The 16,902-nt window shown below is 58.1% G+C and carries 14 protein-coding genes; 11 read left to right on the top strand and 3 right to left on the bottom strand.

Annotated features, from left to right (window positions below):
* Positions 1–141: 141 nt before the first annotated feature.
* The 7 genes from AC2FGC_RS05435 (at position 142) to AC2FGC_RS05465 (ending at position 8,272) form a co-directional block, all read left to right on the top strand.
* Positions 142–1,029: an N-acetylmuramic acid 6-phosphate etherase gene (locus tag AC2FGC_RS05435; RefSeq protein WP_496724128.1), complete on the top strand. Its 888-nt coding sequence runs from the start codon at positions 142–144 to the stop codon at positions 1,027–1,029.
* Positions 1,030–1,054: 25 nt separating this feature from the next.
* Positions 1,055–2,308, top strand: coding sequence for an ABC transporter substrate-binding protein (locus AC2FGC_RS05440; RefSeq protein ID WP_496724127.1), 1,254 nt, complete (start codon positions 1,055–1,057; stop codon positions 2,306–2,308).
* A gap of 72 nt (positions 2,309–2,380) precedes the next feature.
* The gene (locus tag AC2FGC_RS05445) at positions 2,381–3,295 is read left to right on the top strand and encodes a carbohydrate ABC transporter permease (protein ID WP_170558883.1); all 915 of its coding nucleotides are present in this window, start codon (positions 2,381–2,383) and stop codon (positions 3,293–3,295) included.
* A gap of 10 nt (positions 3,296–3,305) precedes the next feature.
* Positions 3,306–4,145 carry a carbohydrate ABC transporter permease gene (locus AC2FGC_RS05450; RefSeq protein ID WP_058275926.1) on the top strand — a complete coding sequence of 280 codons (840 nt, stop codon included), beginning with the start codon at positions 3,306–3,308 and terminating at the stop codon, positions 4,143–4,145.
* Complete coding sequence (locus AC2FGC_RS05455; RefSeq protein ID WP_496724124.1) at positions 4,142–5,176, top strand: Gfo/Idh/MocA family protein; 1,035 nt, start codon at positions 4,142–4,144, stop codon at positions 5,174–5,176. Before AC2FGC_RS05450 ends, AC2FGC_RS05455 begins: the two co-directional genes overlap by 4 nt.
* Positions 5,173–6,168, top strand: coding sequence for an ABC transporter ATP-binding protein (locus AC2FGC_RS05460; RefSeq protein ID WP_496724122.1), 996 nt, complete (start codon positions 5,173–5,175; stop codon positions 6,166–6,168). Before AC2FGC_RS05455 ends, AC2FGC_RS05460 begins: the two co-directional genes overlap by 4 nt.
* Before the next feature lie 214 nt (positions 6,169–6,382).
* Entirely contained in the window at positions 6,383–8,272 is a 1,890-nt protein-coding gene (locus tag AC2FGC_RS05465) for a PhoX family protein (RefSeq protein WP_496724120.1), read from the top strand.
* A 52-nt stretch (positions 8,273–8,324) separates the two neighbouring features.
* Here the strand turns inward: AC2FGC_RS05465 and AC2FGC_RS05470 are convergent, their stop codons facing one another.
* Positions 8,325–8,891 carry a tetratricopeptide repeat protein gene (locus AC2FGC_RS05470; protein ID WP_496781596.1) on the bottom strand — a complete coding sequence of 189 codons (567 nt, stop codon included), beginning with the start codon at positions 8,889–8,891 and terminating at the stop codon, positions 8,325–8,327.
* 30 nt (positions 8,892–8,921) lie between these two features.
* Positions 8,922–9,410, bottom strand: coding sequence for an Lrp/AsnC family transcriptional regulator (locus tag AC2FGC_RS05475; protein WP_496733979.1), 489 nt, complete (start codon positions 9,408–9,410; stop codon positions 8,922–8,924).
* 102 nt (positions 9,411–9,512) lie between these two features.
* On the opposite strand from AC2FGC_RS05475, the gene putA reads away from it, so the two are divergent.
* Both putA and AC2FGC_RS05485 read left to right on the top strand, forming a co-directional pair.
* Entirely contained in the window at positions 9,513–12,914 is a 3,402-nt protein-coding gene (gene putA / locus AC2FGC_RS05480; protein ID WP_496781598.1) for a bifunctional proline dehydrogenase/L-glutamate gamma-semialdehyde dehydrogenase PutA, read from the top strand.
* Between the two features lie 42 nt (positions 12,915–12,956).
* Positions 12,957–13,700 carry a rhomboid family intramembrane serine protease gene (locus tag AC2FGC_RS05485; protein WP_496724112.1) on the top strand — a complete coding sequence of 248 codons (744 nt, stop codon included), beginning with the start codon at positions 12,957–12,959 and terminating at the stop codon, positions 13,698–13,700.
* A gap of 8 nt (positions 13,701–13,708) precedes the next feature.
* Here AC2FGC_RS05485 and AC2FGC_RS05490 read toward each other — a convergent pair whose 3' ends face one another.
* On the bottom strand, positions 13,709–14,530 hold the full coding sequence (locus AC2FGC_RS05490; protein WP_496724110.1) for an IclR family transcriptional regulator: 822 nt from the start codon (positions 14,528–14,530) through the stop codon (positions 13,709–13,711).
* Positions 14,531–14,720: 190 nt separating this feature from the next.
* On the opposite strand from AC2FGC_RS05490, the gene bhcA reads away from it, so the two are divergent.
* Together bhcA and bhcB are read left to right on the top strand one after the other, a co-directional pair.
* Positions 14,721–15,911, top strand: a complete 1,191-nt coding sequence (gene bhcA / locus AC2FGC_RS05495) for an L-aspartate--glyoxylate aminotransferase BhcA (RefSeq protein ID WP_496724108.1) — start codon at positions 14,721–14,723, stop codon at positions 15,909–15,911.
* A gap of 11 nt (positions 15,912–15,922) precedes the next feature.
* Positions 15,923–16,894, top strand: coding sequence for a beta-hydroxyaspartate dehydratase BhcB (gene bhcB / locus AC2FGC_RS05500; protein WP_108859333.1), 972 nt, complete (start codon positions 15,923–15,925; stop codon positions 16,892–16,894).
* The last annotated feature ends 8 nt before the right edge of the window (positions 16,895–16,902 follow it).

Raw genomic sequence — 16,902 nt, forward strand, 5'->3', positions numbered from 1 at the left:
TTTAGGAAGGCCAAAATAGGCCGATTTCTGCAGATTTTCTCTGTTTTGATACAGAATACGTTGATTTTCACTGAAAAAATAAAATTATGGACAAGTGGTATTGAATAGGTATTGTATTGAGAACCGCAAAGGGGGATTCTTTTGACGCTGCCGCCGACCGAACAACTGCATCCAGACGCCAACAAGCTGGACCCACAAGACCCTGTCGCCTCTGCTCGGGCGCTGGTTGAGGGTCAGATTGAAGCCGCGACCTCAGCGCGTGGCGCATTGGACGCAATCGCGCGGGGCGGCAACGCCATGGCGCAGACTATCCGCGCCGGCGGCGTGCTGCACTATGTGGCCGCAGGCTCGTCCGGATTGATGGCCGCTGCCGACGCGCAAGAGCTGGGCGGCACCTTTTCAATCCCAGCGAACCAGCTCCGTATACATATGGCAGGCGGCCTGCCGACCGGTGTCGAAATGCCCGGAGGCGCAGAAGACGAAGCCGACGGATTAGCAGACGCGCTTTCGACATTGCAACCGACGGATACAATCATCGCAGTGTCCGCAAGCGGATCGACGCCATACACCCTGACCGCCAGCAATATCGCACAGTCATTTGGCGCAACCGTTATCGGAATTGCCAATAACGCAGACAGCCCTTTGCTGGAAAGCGCAGATATCCCAATTCTTTTGGCGACGCCGCCGGAATTGATCTCGGGTTCGACGCGTATGGGTGCCGGAACAGCTCAAAAAATCGCTCTGAACATGCTGTCGTCACTTATGGCACTGCAACTTGGCCATGTTCACGGCGGCATGATGGTCAACCTGCGCGCCGACAACGACAAGTTGCGCGCGCGGGCGACGGGGATCGTCGCGCGGATCGCCAATGTTGATACGGAAAAAGCAAAACTCGCGCTGGACGCCGCGAACGGAGACGTGAAGCCGGCGGTGCTAATCGCTGCACGTGGCATATCACCCAAGGATGCCTCTGCTGTTCTTAACGCAAGCAACGGGGTTCTGAAATCCGCACTGGAACAAGATAAATAACTGCTAACCAACTGGGAGAACACGAATGAAACGCAATAGCCTGAAACTGGCCTTACTGGGCACGACCCTGATGGCTTCAAGCGCCTATGCCGAGGACGTCACGCTGATCATCGAAAGCTGGCGCAATGACGACCTGACCTTGTGGCAGGAGCAGATCATCCCGGCCTTCGAAGCCAAACACCCTGGGATCAAACTGCAGTTCACCCCGTCAGCTCCGGCGGAATACAACGCTGTGCTGAACTCGAAACTGGATGCAGGTTCGGCCGGTGATCTTATCACGTGCCGTCCGTTTGATGCGTCGCTGGCACTTTATGAGGCCGGGCACCTGACCGATCTGTCCTCGGTCGACGCTATGAGCAACTTCTCGGACGTGGCAAAATCGGCATGGCAGACGGATGACGGCTCGGCCAGTTTCTGCGTTCCGATGGCGTCGGTGATCCACGGCTTCATCTACAACAAAGATGCGTTTGCCGAGCTTGGCATTGAAGTGCCGACCACCGAAGACCAGTTCTTTGCTGCCCTCGACAAGATCAAGGAAGACGGCACTTACATCCCAATGGCGATGGGCACTAACGATCAGTGGGAAGCCGCCACAATGGGCTACAACAACATCGGCCCGAATTATTGGAAAGGTGAAGAAGGTCGCCAGGCTCTGATCGCAGGCGAACAGAAACTGACGGACGAAGCCTGGACCGCCCCCTACGCAACGTTGGCACGTTGGGGACAGTATCTTGGTGACGGGTACGAGGCGCAGACCTATCCCGACAGCCAGAACATCTTCACTCTGGGCCGGGCCGCTATCTACCCTGCCGGATCGTGGGAAATCGCTGGCTTCAACACACAAGCCGACTTTGAAATGGGCGCATTCAAGCCGCCAGTCCAAAACGCAGGCGACACCTGCTATATCTCTGACCACACGGATATCGGCATCGGCATGAACGCCGCCACCGAACACCCCGAAGCGGCCGAAACATTCCTCGCGTGGGTCGCAAGCCCCGAGTTTGCCGAAATCTTTGGCAACGCCGTTCCGGGCTTCTTCCCGCTGTCCAACACACCAGTCGAACTGCAGGACCCGCTGGCCAAAGAGTTCGTCGGTTGGCGTGATGAGTGTGAATCGACCATCCGTTCGACATACCAGATCCTGTCGCGCGGCACGCCGAACCTGGAGAACGAGACCTGGGGCGCGTCGGTTGCTGCAATCAAAGGCGCAAACAGCCCTGAGGAATTGGGCGCAGACCTGCAAAAAGGCCTGTCCTCCTGGTACGCTCCGCACCAGTAAGCGCTGATCTGACACATACCCGGGCGGCGGTAATCGCCCGGGTATCCCCGACACCCCATTGAAAGCAGTCCCATGAACCGCCCCCGCTTCCGCTGGCATATCCTTGTGTTTCTTGCACCGGCCGTTCTTGTCTACACGGCGGTCATGATCTTCCCGCTGTTCAACACATTGCGACTGGCGCTTTACTCCGAAGTCGATCAGAGCCGCGTCTTCGTTGGATTGCAGAACTTTCAAACCCTATTCTTTGATCCGATCTGGTCGGAACAGTTTTGGAATGCATTAGGCAACAACTTCTGGTTCTTCCTGATCCACATGCTGGTTCAAAACCCAATTGGGATTGCTCTGGCCGCCTTACTCAGCCACCCGCGCCTGCGATTTGCCGCGCTGTACCGGTCGGCAATCTTCATTCCCACGATCCTGAGCTTTGTGATTGTCGGGTTTGCCTGGAAACTGATCCTCTCACCGATCTGGGGCATCGCGCCATCGATGCTGGATGCCGTCGGGCTCAAGTCGCTGTTTGCGCCCTGGTTGGGAAAAGAAGAATACGCGCTGACCACGCTGGCCTTGATCTCGGTTTGGCAGTTCGTCGGCATCCCGATGATGCTGATCTATGCTGCGCTGCTGACCATCCCGGAAGAAATCCTTGAGGCGGGCGAGATCGATGGGATCACCGGAACTTCGGCTTTCTGGAAGATCAAACTACCGCTGATCCTGCCCTCGATCGGCATCATCTCGATCCTGACTTTCGTGGGGAATTTCAACGCATTCGACCTGATCTATGCATCACAAGGCGCGCTGGCGGGGCCTGATTTCTCGACCGATATCCTTGGTACGTTTATGTACCGCACATTCTTCGGCTTCCAGTTGCAACTAGGCGACCCACATATGGGGTCGGCAATCGCCGGGGCAATGTTTGCCATCATCCTTGTGGGCGTTTGCATTTATCTTTTCGGCATCCAGACCCGGATGCGCCGGTATCAACTCTGAGGGCATCACGATGAACAAAGCACGTCATAACCCCCTCAACATGGTCGCGATGCACGGCGCGCTGATCCTGTACACTCTGATCGCCCTGTTTCCGGTCTTTGTGATCCTGATCAACAGCTTCAAATCCCGTCGGGCGATCTTTCGCGAGCCATTGGCCCTGCCCAACGCAGATAGTTTTTCGATGATCGGCTATGAGACGGTGATGAAGCAGGGGGATTTCTTCCTCTATTTCCAGAACTCGATGATTGTCACCGTGGCATCGCTGTCCTTCATCCTGTTGTTCGGCGCGATGGCCGCCTATGCGTTGTCGGAATACCAGTTCAAGGGCAACCTGATCATGGGGCTGTATCTGGCGCTGGGGATCATGATCCCAATCCGCATCGGCACCGTGGCAATCCTTGAGATGATGGTGGCGACCGGGCTGGTGAACTCGCTCTGGGCGCTGATCCTTGTATACACGGCCCAGGGATTACCATTGGCCGTATTCATCCTGTCCGAATTCATGCGACAAGTCAGCGATGACCTGAAGAATGCCGGGCGTATCGACGGACTATCTGAATACACGATATTCTTCCGCCTTGTTCTGCCTCTGGTCAGGCCCGCGATGGCGACCGTGGCCGTGTTCAACATGATCCCGATCTGGAACGACCTTTGGTTCCCGCTGATCCTCGCTCCGGCTGAAGAGACCAAGACATTAACGCTGGGCAGCCAAGTGTTCATCGGACAGTTCGTGACGGACTGGAACGCGGTCCTTTCGGCCCTGTCGATGGCAATCCTGCCGGTGCTTGTCCTGTATGTCATCTTCTCGCGCCAGCTGATCCGCGGCATCACATCCGGAGCAGTTAAATGACCCGCGTACTGATTGCAGGCCTTGGTAATATGGGTTTGAGCCACGCGCTGGCGCACCATCACCATCCCGACGCGCAGATCGTTGGTTTGGTGAACCGGTCCGGCCGTGTGGATCACCCGGATCTCATCGATTACCCGGCTTATTCCGATTTCGACTTGGCACTGGCCGAAACCAAACCCGATCTGGTCGTGGTCGCCACTTACTCTGATAGCCACGCGGATTTCGCCTGCGCGGCGATGGAGGCTGGCGCACATGTGTTTGTTGAAAAACCGCTGGCCACTAATGTCGCCGACGCCCGGCGTGTGGTCGAAACAGCAACCCGGCTGAATCGTAAGCTGGTGGTTGGATATATCCTGCGCCATCACCCCTCTTGGATGCGGCTGATCGATGAGGCGCGCAATCTTGGCGGGCCCTATGTGTTCCGGTTGAACCTGAACCAGCAGTCGTCGGGCGCGGAATGGGAAACGCATAAGGCACTGATGCAGACCACTTCGCCCATTGTCGATTGCGGCGTGCACTATGTCGACGTGATGTGCCAGATCACTGACGCGCAGCCCGTCCGGGTGCATGGTATGGGCCTGCGCCTGTCGGATGAAATCGCACCGGACATGTACAATTACGGCCAGTTTCAGGTGGTCTTCGACGACAGCTCTGTCGGCTGGTACGAGGCCGGATGGGGCCCGATGATGTCGGAAACCGCGTTCTTCGTGAAAGATATCGTGTCGCCCAACGGGTCGGTCTCAATCACCGATGGCAACAAGGGTGCGTCTGCCGACATCGACGGCCATACCAAAGTCGGCGGCCTGCTGGTCCATACACCGCAAGGCGACCACACGATCGAGATGCCGGACGAACCCGGCCATCAAGACCTTTGTGATGCTGAGCAGGCTTATATGCTGCGCGCCATCGCCGAAGATATCGACCTGACCCGTCATATGAATGACGCCGTCCAATCGCTCGCCATTTGTCTGGCTGCGGATAAAAGTATCCGAACCGGCCAGCCCGTTTCCCTTGAGGAGCCCGCATCATGACCGCCCTGACGCTGAACAATGTGAACAAGTCCTTTGGCAACGTGCATGTCCTGAAAGACATCACCCTGGAGGTCGAAGAAGGCGAATTCGTCGTCTTTGTCGGCCCGTCGGGCTGTGGCAAGTCCACCCTGTTGCGCGTGATTGCGGGGCTAGAGGATGCATCGTCAGGTGAGATCAACATTGGCGGGCAGCAGGTCAATCTGGTGCCGCCATCCAAGCGCGGGATCGCGATGGTGTTCCAAAGCTATGCGCTCTACCCTCACCTCAGCGTTCGGGGCAATATGACCCTTGCACTGAAGCAGGAAAAGCAGCCCAAATCGGAAATCGAAGGCCGTGTCGCCAAAGCCAGCCGGATGCTGAACCTTGAACCCTATTTGGACCGTTACCCGTCCGAGTTGTCAGGTGGCCAGCGTCAGCGCGTCGCCATCGGGCGCGCCATTGTGCGTGAACCTAAACTGTTCCTGTTTGATGAGCCGCTGTCCAATCTGGACGCCGCCCTGCGAATGAACACTCGGATCGAGATCGCCAATCTGCACCGTGCTTTGGATGCATCGATGATCTACGTCACCCATGATCAAACCGAAGCGATGACGCTGGCCGACAAGATCGTTGTTTTGCGCGATGGTCGGGTCGAGCAGATCGGTAGCCCGATGGAACTGTACAACAACCCCGCAAATCAATTCGTCGCCGGATTCCTGGGCTCACCTTCCATGAACTTCCTGCCTGAAGCGTTAGTTCAAGAAAGCGGTCAGAACACGATCGGAATTCGCCCCGAGGACCTGTTCCTGTCAGATGACGGCCCGCTTGCCGCTCGTGTCAGCCATGTGGAAAAGTTGGGCGGGGACACCAATGTGATAGCCAAAGTTCAGGACCACGACGTCACAGCCCGTTTGTTTGGCCAACATACCATCACCGAAGGCCAAGAGTTGCGATTCGGATATGCATCCGAGAAGGCCTATCGCTTTGACGAAGCAGGGCAGCGGCTAGCTTAATCCGACATATCGCTGGCATCACGCAACCTGATCGTCACGAGTGCATTTTACCAATATAGCAAGCGCGGCTGGCAGAAAGCATCGATATGCTTTCGCCAGCCGATTGCTTTTTCTTGAGGGCCAAATGAAGTCATTAATAATGTTGTTAAGAACATGTCACAAAGTCGCCCTACATGCCTTTCATCGACTACTCTAAGACAGCCAGGAGCCATTCATGAAAGACGTTGATACCACCACCCTGTCCGCCGACGATTGGGACGAGCTGCATTTCCCCCGCCCCGAGGAAAACGATTTTGATCACGTCGTCGAAAACGCCATCTCGCGCCGTGGGTTTCTGGCTGGCGTAGTGGCCTTTGGCTCGGGTGCCGCCGCAATGGGCACGGGCCTGCTGGGCTCAACTGCCGCACACGCTGTTACGGCCTCGCGCTTTGCCTTCACGCCGATCGCTGCCCAGACTGACGGCACCGTTCACGTGCCGGAAGGCTATGAGTGGAAGGTTATGACCCGCTGGGGCGACCCGCTGTTTTCCGATGCCGACGGCTATGACATCACTGATGGTGGCCCGATTGAGAAATCGGATCGCATCTTCGGCGAAAACACCGACGGGATGGAGACCTTCTCGTTCCAGGGTCACGAGCTGATCGCGATCAACCACGAATATCCGAACCGCAAGATCAACATGCCCGCCGCGCAGGAAGGTGTTCCGGCCAGCGCCGAGGACGTTTTGAAACTGCAGAACATTCAGGGCGTGACCGTGATGGAAATCACCGAAAGCCCCGATGGCTGGTCAGTTGTCAAAGACAGCCCATTCAACCGCCGTATCCACCACAATACGCCAATGAAGATCGTAGGCCCCGCCGCTGGTCACGACCTGCTGAAAACTGAAGCTGATCCGACCGGAACTACGTCGCTAGGTACGATGAACAACTGTGGTGCGGGTAAAACTCCGTGGGGTACCTACCTGACCTGCGAAGAAAACTTTAACGGCTACTTTGGGTCCAGCGATGAAAACGCCAGCTACGACCAGACGGTCACGGACGGCTTCAAACGCTATGGCATCAAGGCCGAAAGCTGGAACGGGTACGAACTGTTCGATCCGCGTTTCGATACATCAAAAAACCCGAACGAGCCGCACCGTGCGGGCTGGATCGTTGAAATCGACCCAACCAACCCGGACAGCACGCCGGTCAAGCACACCGGTCTGGGCCGTTTCAAGCACGAGAATGCCGAGGTCACTCTGGCCGCAGATGGTCGTGTTGTTGTCTACATGGGCGACGATGAGCGGGGCGAGTACCTGTACAAGTTTGTGTCGAACGGCACCTACCAACCGGGAGGTGAAACCGAGGGCCTGCTGAACGACGGCACGCTCTACGTCGCCAAGTTCAACGACGACATGAAGGGCGAATGGCTGGCTCTGACACCGGAAACCACCGGGATGGACGAAGCCGATATCGCAGTCTTTACCCGTATGGCCGCGTCCAAGGCCGGCGGCACGACCATGGACCGCCCTGAATGGGTCGCATCCAGCCCTGTTGCGGTAGAAGCGTATTGCTGTCTGACCAACAACAAGAACCGCGGCGTGAAGGCTAACGCCGGTGGAGATGACACCTCGGTCAACGCCCCCAACCCGCGCGAGGCCAACAAGTACGGTCAGATCGTGCGCTGGCGCCCCGCAAATGACGACCACGCCGCCGAAGGGTTCGATTGGGACCTGTACGTCATGGCGGGCAATCCGACGGTTCACTCGGACGATCGCGCCGGTTCGGCAAACGTGAATGAAGGCAACCTGTTCAACTCGCCCGATGGCATGGTGATAGACTCGACCGGGTTGATCTGGATCCAGACGGACGGCAATGACGACAATGAAGGAGACTTCGCAGGCAACGGCAACAACCAGATGCTGGTTGGGGACCCGATCACCGGCGAGATCGCGCGTTTCATGACCGGCCCGAACGGCTGTGAGGTCACCGGTCTGGCCTGGTCCAGCGATCTGCGCACCATGTTCGTTGGCATTCAGCACCCCGGCAGCAACTGGCCGGACGGCGGAACACCACGCTCGTCGGTTATCGCGATCAAGCGCACCGATAACGGTCTGGTCGGATAATCCCCACAAAGCCTAAACGCCCCCGACCTTGCGGTTTCGGGGGCGTTTTGTTTCAAATGTCCTCACCCGGTATGGCAAGTGGCCCACCCGGTGCCATGAGATGGCGCTCTGAAAGCCACGGGTTCAGCTCCAACGCCTGAGACAACGCTTCTCGCGCCTCGTCCATGCGCTGTAGTCCCATCAGGGTCAGCGCACGGCCACTGATCGCGGCGACGTGGTTGGGAGACAGCTCGATTGCCTTGTCCAAGTCAGGCAGCGCGGATTGAAAATCCTGACGCAGGTAGTGGGCGAATGCGCGTTGGTTGTACCCTTCGGCGTAGGACGGGCAGTACGCGACAAGCTTGTCAAAATCTTCAATCGCGCCCAGCAGGTCCCACGCATTTCGACGTGTCATGCCACGGTCCAGAACGGCCTGAGCACTTTCGTCCGGGGCATCGGTCCAGAACTCCCATAACTGACCGGACAGTGCACGAGCGGACTGTTCGGTTTCAGCGCTCTGTATCTGTTCCAGAACCGCCGATACATCCGCGGAATGGTCTGGCGCGACAGGGCAGTCCTGAGCATTAGCCGCAAAAACGGTCGCAGCATAGAAAATTGAGGCGTAAGCAATGCGTTTCATACGCCAATGGTGACGCGCGCAGGGCGTTCGTCAACCCATCGTGTCCAAGGCTCCAGACATCCCGGTCTCTTTCACAGCCTCCATCGCGACAAAGGTCGAGGTACTGGCGACATGTGGCAATGAGGAGATCTTTTCAGCCAGAACCGCGCGGTATTCCGACATCGACCCGGTGCGAATTTTCAGAAGATAGTCAAAATTCGACGCAATCATATGGGCTTGTTCGATCTCAGGCACTTTACGAACGGCGATGTTGAACTCTGATAAGGCTTTCTCGCGCGTGTCAGTCAATCGGACTTCGACAAAGGCTACGTGGTCCAAACCAAGGCGAATGGGGTCCAGCAAGGCACGATATCCGGTGATGATGCCATCGGCCTCAAGTCTCTTCACACGTGCTTGAGTTGGCGATTTTGAAAGCCCGATACGCCGCGCGAGATCAGCGATGGGGATCCGGCCGTCCTCGGCCAGAATCGCCAGAATTGATCTGTCGAACCGATCCAGCCCCGGAAAGTCTTTTTGCATCGCTCAAACCCCTGAAATCAGACCAATCGCCTAGCCGTAGATGAAACTAAGGCAATCGTCCCGCAAAATCGACACTATATTACTCAAAAGACCGGAGGACACATGTCACACAGCCTGCGCGCCCGAATTGATGCCAAAACCTATGCCGATCCGTCGGAAATTCTTGACGCGTTGATCGCGAATGCTGACCTGAGCGATGCCGACCGCGCCGCGATCTGCGCGTCCGCGGCGCAATTGGTGCGCGACATCCGATCCAGCACCTCACCCGGCATGATGGAGGTGTTCCTTGCCGAATACGGCCTGTCCACCGACGAAGGCATTGCGCTGATGTGCCTGGCCGAGGCGCTGCTGCGCGTTCCGGACGCTGACACGATCGACGCGCTGATTGAAGACAAGATCGCCCCGTCGGATTGGGGCAAGCATCTGGGTCGGTCTTCTTCGTCGCTGGTCAACGCGTCCACGTGGGCCCTGATGTTGACGGGCAAGGTGCTGGATGAAGACAACACCTCTCCGGTCGGTGTCTTGCGCGGTGCGATCAAACGGCTGGGCGAACCCGTAATCCGAACGGCCGTCGGGCGCGCGATGAAGGAAATGGGTCGCCAGTTTGTTTTAGGCGAGACCATCCAATCCGCCTTGGAGCGCGCCAGCGGCATGGAGGCTAAGGGCTACACCTATTCCTACGACATGCTGGGCGAAGCCGCGCGAACCGAAGCCGATGCCGCCCGCTATCACCTGTCCTACTCACGGGCGATTGCTGCAATCGCCGAAGCCTGCATTCACGACGATATCCGGGCCAATCCGGGGATTTCCGTCAAGTTGTCGGCACTCCATCCACGCTATGAGTTGGCGCAAGAAGCAGAAGTCATGGAAGAACTGGTGCCCCGGTTGCGGGCGTTGGCCCTTTTGGCCAAGGCGGCAGGCATGGGCCTGAATGTGGACGCTGAAGAAGCAGATCGCCTGTCCTTGTCTTTGCAGGTGATCGAGGCGGTGATGGCCGAACCGGCCCTGGATCGTTGGGACGGCCTGGGTATCGTCGTTCAGGCTTATGGCCCGCGCGCCGGGATCGTGCTGGACACACTGTATGACATGGCTGGGCGTCACGATCGAAAGCTGATGGTTCGTTTAGTCAAAGGGGCCTACTGGGATACCGAGGTAAAACGAGCTCAGGTTGAAGGCATCGATGGCTTTCCCGTGTTCACCCGCAAGGCGGCCACGGATATTTCCTACATCTCGAATGCGCGCAAACTGCTGGGTATGACCGATCGAATTTACCCGCAATTTGCCACCCACAACGCCCATACGGTCAGTGCGATCCTTCACATGGCCGATGACCAGCCATTCGAGTTCCAGCGCCTGCATGGAATGGGCGAAACCCTGCACCAGCTTGTCAAAGACCAAAACAACACACGGTGCCGGATCTATGCGCCGGTCGGGGCGCATCGGGACCTGCTGGCCTATCTGGTGCGGCGTCTGCTGGAGAACGGTGCAAACTCGTCATTCGTTAACCAAATCGTGGACGAGAACGTTCCGCCGGAAGAGGTCGCCGCTGATCCGTTCCTGACCATTGTGGATCAGGCACGACCGCTGCCAACCGGACCGAACCTGTTCCAACCGGAACGCGTCAATTCGAAGGGTTTCGACCTTCACCACACCCCGACATTGGACAAGATCGACGCCGCGCGGGATGCTTTCCGGGCGCACCATTGGTATGCCCAGCCGCTGTTGTCCGGCGATGCAAGCCCGGAACAGGACCAACCGGTAACCAATCCGGCCCAACCACAGGATCGCCCCGGAGCAATCGCTCCCGCCAGCGTCGAGGATGTCGAGCTTGCCCTGAATTCCGCGGCACCGTGGCAGGCACCACCAGAAGAACGGTCGCGTATCTTGAATACTGCTGCCGATCTATATGAGGCTCATTTTGGCGAGCTTTTCGCCTTGCTCGCGCGCGAGGCAGGTAAGTCCCTGCCCGATGCCGTTGCCGAACTGCGTGAGGCGGTCGATTTTCTGCGCTACTACGCTGCGAACATTCCCGATGCGGAACCGGCTGGTATTTTCACCTGCATCAGCCCGTGGAACTTCCCGCTCGCTATCTTCACAGGCCAGATTTCAGCAGCCTTGGCCACAGGCAACGCAGTTCTGGCCAAGCCCGCACCGCAAACGCCACTGATCTCGCATCGGGCCGTTCAATTGCTGCACGAGGCCGGAGTTCCCCGCGACGTGCTGCAATTATTGCCCGGCGGCCCGTCCGTTGGTGCGGCGTTGACCTCTGATCCGCGTGTATCCGGCGTGGCGTTTACCGGATCGACGGCGACCGCGTTGAAAATACGCGCAGCCATGGCCGACAACCTGCGCCCCGGTACGCCTCTGATCGCCGAGACCGGCGGGTTGAACGCGATGATCGTGGACAGTACCGCCCTACCTGAACAGGCCGTTCAGTCCATCATCGAAAGCGCGTTTCAATCTGCCGGGCAGCGGTGTTCTGCCTTGCGGTGTCTCTATGTCCAGGAAGATATCGCCGACGATTTGCTGACAATGCTAACCGGTGCAATGCAGGTTCTACAGGTCGGAGATCCATGGTTGATCTCAACCGATTGCGGACCGGTTATTGACGAGACGGCGCGCCAGGGCATTGCAGATCACGTTGCCAATGCCCGCGCCGCAGGCCGCGTTTTAAAGGACACGCCGATACCGGTGGAAGGGACATTCATCGCCCCAACACTTATTGAGATACCCGGCATTTCCGCACTGAAGCGTGAGATTTTTGGCCCTGTCCTGCATGTCGTTCGCTTCAAGGCATCTAAGATTGATCAGGTGATCGCCGACATTAACGCAACCGGGTACGGACTGACATTTGGTTTGCACACACGCATTGACGACCGGGTGCAACACATCACCGAAGCGGTGCATGCGGGCAATATCTACGTCAACCGCAACCAAATCGGCGCCATTGTGGGGTCTCAGCCATTTGGCGGTGAGGGGCTTTCGGGCACAGGCCCCAAGGCGGGTGGGCCGAACTACATGACGCGGTTCTGCGCCCCGGACCGGCAGCAGTCCGACGAACAATGGGAACACCCAATGAGCGAGCTTCCCGATGTTCAGGGTACGCCCGCGTCGGTGCAGACCCAATCCCTGCCCGGCCCGACAGGCGAATCCAACCGGTTGAGCGAATTCGCACGCCCGCCATTGCTGTGCATGGGACCCGGAACCGAGGCCGCGCGCGCGCAAGCCGACGCCGTTCAGGCGCTGGGTGGTACGGCCATTCAGGCCATCGGTTCGTTAGACTTGCATCGGCTGGAGAACGTGACCGGGATATCGGGCGTTCTTTGGTGGGGCGATGACGACACAGCGCGTGAGATCGAACGTCACCTCGCCCGTCGGGACGGCCCGATCCTGCCGCTGATCCCCGGCCTTCCGGACCGCGCACGCGTTCTGGCCGAGCGTCACCTGTGCGTTGATACAACAGCCGCGGGCGGCAATGCCGCATTGCTTGGGGGTGCGGCGTAAGCATGCCTTGACGCTGGGCCGGGAAAAGCCCAGCGTCGCCTCATGTTTCCAATCCGCGACCATAACCCTTCGGGGCGAACACCCTATGTCGTCTATCTGCTGATGGCGGCCAATATCCTGATATTTCTCAGCTATGTGGGCATCATGAACGATGCTCGGCTGATCAATCAGCTGTACTACGACTATGCGATTATCCCGGCGCGGATCACTGACGGTTTTGCGTTTGAGACACTGGTGACCTCGATGTTCCTGCACGGAGGTTGGATGCATCTGGCCGGAAACATGCTGTTCCTGTGGATTTTCGGCGACAACCTCGAAGATGAAATGGGCCACCTGCCCTTTCTGTTGTTCTATACTGCAGCCGGGATCGGCGCGGGTCTGATCCATGTCTTCACGGCCCCGGGCTCGGTCGTGCCGACCATTGGGGCATCCGGTGCGATTGCGGGGGTTATGGGCGGTTACCTGCTGCTGTTCCCCAAGGCCCGCGTGGATATCCTGCTGATCCTCATTGTCTATTTCCGCATATTCACGATACCTGCCTTTGTCATGCTGGGGGTCTGGTTGGCTATGCAGTTCTTTGGCAGTCTGGCCAGCAACCCGGATGAAGGCGGGGTGGCCTATTGGGCGCATACGGGTGGGTTTTTCGTGGGTCTGATTTTGTGCATCCCAATCTGGCTGCGGCGCGGTGGCACTGATTTTTGGGGCCGCACGCACGGCCATCCGCCGCATCCTGAACACAAGTACAAGCTAACTCAGTCCCGTATTCCCCACGTACCACGCAAGTAGCAGGGACATCAGGGTTTCGGTATCTGGCCGCCGCTTAGGTGGGTGATTTCCCGCGCTGCGGCCAGAACCAATTCACCCAGTGCATGCGCACGATCCGCTCCGAACCGAGCGGTCGGACCCGATACCGAGATCCCTGCGCATGGCTCCCCCCGGTCATTGAAAATCGCCGAGCCGATACAGGACATGCCCTGATATCTTTCTTCTCGGTCATGCGACCAGCCGCGTGCGCGGGTATTGGCAAGATCCTGTTGTAGTCCGTCGCCCGGTATCTGCGTGTTCGCGGTGAATTCCACCGGATCAATCGCCGCTAGCGTTTTGGCCAACCCCATTTCGGTCATTGCTGCAAGGATCGCCTTGCCGGTGCCCGAGGCATACATCGGCGTTCGCGCCCCGGGCGGGAAAAAGGCGCGGATGGGATTCGGAGTTTCGACCTGACCGACAAAGACCACCTCGGACCCATCCGGCACCGCCAGGTTGGCGGTCTCACCGCTGTCCTGCATAAGACGTCTCAGAATTGGCCGCCCGATTTCAAGCACACTGTTGCGGCGCAGGAACGAGGCGCCGGTCCGGTACGCCTCGATCCCGATCATCCATTCCTGACGTTCGTCGTCAAAGGCCACAAAGCCGTGTTTCTGCAAGGTCACCAGAATGCGGTGCGTCGTGGCCGTCGGCACATCGATCTCGCGTGCCAGATCGCTGAGCGCTGCGCGTTCCAACCGAGCCACCGTGGTCAAAACGCCCAGCGCCCGATCCAGCGATTGCATGGTCCCGGCCGAGCTTTCCTTGAACAGGGATTTGGGCCTGCCACGCGGTCTTTTCTGATTGTCCATCGCCCTACTCCATTGCTCTACGCCAGATTATTTCTAAATCGTTCATTTTTGAGATCCAAAAATGAAAAACGAAAAACTGCATAAATACAGCGCGTTAAATATTTAATCGCAAAAATGAAAATATTTTTCAAGAAAATTGCACATCGTGAGGTTTTCCCGGACACTTACATCCAAAGCGGAGGAATAACAGATGTCCAACCAAAACCCGGTTTTCATACCCGGCCCAACCAACATCCCAGACCGGTTGCGTCTTGCCATGCAGGTTCAAACGCAGGATCACCGCGCACCGGATTTTGTCGAAACCTTTGCACCCGTTCTTGAGGACACGAAAAAGGTGTTCGGTACTACGACCGGCCAGATCGTGACCTTCCCAGCCAGCGGCACCGGTGGATGGGAAGCGGCCGTTACCAACACACTCAGCCCCGGCGACAAGGTTCTGGTCGCGCGTTACGGCGTGTTCAGCCATCGCTGGATAGACCTGTGCGAGCGTCACGGGCTGGACGTTCAGATCGTCGAATGTCCTTGGGGCACAGGCGCACCCGCTGATCAGTTTCAGGCCGCTTTGGCCGATGACAGCGCGCATGAAATCCGCGCTGTTCTGGTGACCCACAACGAAACAGCCACCGGGGTGCGTTCGGACATCGCAGCGGTTCGCCAAGCGATGGATTCGGAAAACCATCCCGCGATGCTGTTTGTCGACTGCGTCAGCTCTCTGGCTTCGATGCCGTTCGACTTTGACGCTTGGGGCGTCGATATCGCCGTGTCGGGGTCGCAAAAGGGATTCATGCTGGCGACCGGCATGGCAATTCTGTGCGTCAGCCCCAAGGCACAGGACGCGATGAAAAGCGCCAAGCTGCCGCGCACTTTCTTTGACTTCGACGATATGATGGCAGCCAATGCATCGGGCGGGTTTCCCTATACGCCGCCGCTGCAATTGATCTACGGCATGCGCGAAAGCCTCAAGATGCTGTTTGAAGAAGGGCTTGAGAATGTTTATGCCCGGCATTTCCGACTGGCCGAAGGTGTGCGCCGCGCCGTCGACGCCTGGGGGCTGAAACTTGTCGCGCAATCGCCCGATCTGTATTCTGACACTGTCAGCGCGATCTACGTGCCAGACGGGTATGATAGCAACACACTCACTGACCACGCGTTCAACGCTTATGGCGTGTCCTTTGGTATTGGACTGGGTCAACTGAATGGTAAGGCGTTCCGCATCGGCCATCTGGGCAGCCTGACGGATGTGATGGTTCTGTCCGGCCTCAGCACAATCGAGATGGCGATGGCCGATCTGAACTATCCGATCACTTTGGGCAGCGGGGTCGCGGCGGCGCAGGATTATTATCGCACCGGCCCATCTGACCGCGCCCAGGCCGCAGCCTGAGGAGGATGGCAATGCTGGATCACATCCCCGCAGCGGATCTGACGATCGACGATATGCGCGCTGCGCATGAACGGATCAAACCCTTCATCCGGCGCACCCCGATCATGGTGTCGGACTACTTGAACGATCTGACCGGAGCGCAGCTGTTCTTCAAATGCGAGAACTTCCAAGAGGCCGGCGCGTTCAAAGTACGCGGTGCGAGCAACGCCGTGTTTGGCCTGAGTGATGATATGGCGACCAAGGGTGTTTGCACACACTCCAGTGGCAACCACGCTTTGTCCCTGTCTTATGCCGCCGGACGGCGGGGTATTCCCTGTAACGTGGTGATGCCGCGTACCGCGCCGCAAGCCAAGAAAGACGCCGTGCGCCGTTATGGCGGGACGATCACGGAGTGCGAGCCGTCAACCTCATCCCGCGAGGCGACCTTTGCCGAAGTTCAGGCCAGAACGGGCGGAGAGTTCGTGCACCCTTATAACGACCCGCGGGTCATTGCGGGTCAGGCCACTTGCTCGGCCGAAATGTTGGAACAGACAGACGGAGTGGATGCGGTCATCGCCCCGATCGGAGGCGGGGGCATGGTCTCGGGCACGTGCCTGACGGTTTCGAACCTGGCACCTGACACCGCAATCTATGCCGCCGAGCCAGAACAGGCGGACGACGCATACCGGTCCTTCAAAGCAGGTCACATCATCGCCGATGATGCGCCAAAAACCATCGCCGACGGGCTACTCGTGCCGCTGAAAGAGAACACGTGGCACTTCGTGTCCCGAAATGTGACCGACATTTTCACCGCCTCTGACGACGAGATCATCGAAGCGATGAAGCTGACGTGGAAATACCTGCGCGTCGTGATGGAGCCGTCATCGGCCGTGCCTCTGGCAACCATACTCAAGAACCCGGACGTATTCCGCGGCAAGCGCGTCGGTGTGATCATCACCGGCGGCAACGTGGATCTGGACAAACTGCCCTGGCTGAAAGGGTAAGGAGGAAC

The organism is Ruegeria sp. CDSC054 (genome assembly GCF_059610645.1).

Coding starts and splice junctions, on each gene's coding strand:
- AC2FGC_RS05440 (WP_496724127.1), top strand. CDS start 1,055: ATGAAACGCAATAGCCTGAAACTGGCCTTACTGGGCACGACCCTGATG.
- AC2FGC_RS05445 (WP_170558883.1), top strand. CDS start 2,381: ATGAACCGCCCCCGCTTCCGCTGGCATATCCTTGTGTTTCTTGCACCG.
- AC2FGC_RS05450 (WP_058275926.1), top strand. CDS start 3,306: ATGAACAAAGCACGTCATAACCCCCTCAACATGGTCGCGATGCACGGC.
- AC2FGC_RS05455 (WP_496724124.1), top strand. CDS start 4,142: ATGACCCGCGTACTGATTGCAGGCCTTGGTAATATGGGTTTGAGCCAC.
- AC2FGC_RS05460 (WP_496724122.1), top strand. CDS start 5,173: ATGACCGCCCTGACGCTGAACAATGTGAACAAGTCCTTTGGCAACGTG.
- AC2FGC_RS05465 (WP_496724120.1), top strand. CDS start 6,383: ATGAAAGACGTTGATACCACCACCCTGTCCGCCGACGATTGGGACGAG.
- AC2FGC_RS05470 (WP_496781596.1), bottom strand. CDS start 8,891: ATGAAACGCATTGCTTACGCCTCAATTTTCTATGCTGCGACCGTTTTT.
- AC2FGC_RS05475 (WP_496733979.1), bottom strand. CDS start 9,410: ATGCAAAAAGACTTTCCGGGGCTGGATCGGTTCGACAGATCAATTCTG.
- putA (WP_496781598.1), top strand. CDS start 9,513: ATGTCACACAGCCTGCGCGCCCGAATTGATGCCAAAACCTATGCCGAT.
- AC2FGC_RS05485 (WP_496724112.1), top strand. CDS start 12,957: ATGTTTCCAATCCGCGACCATAACCCTTCGGGGCGAACACCCTATGTC.
- AC2FGC_RS05490 (WP_496724110.1), bottom strand. CDS start 14,530: ATGGACAATCAGAAAAGACCGCGTGGCAGGCCCAAATCCCTGTTCAAG.
- bhcA (WP_496724108.1), top strand. CDS start 14,721: ATGTCCAACCAAAACCCGGTTTTCATACCCGGCCCAACCAACATCCCA.
- bhcB (WP_108859333.1), top strand. CDS start 15,923: ATGCTGGATCACATCCCCGCAGCGGATCTGACGATCGACGATATGCGC.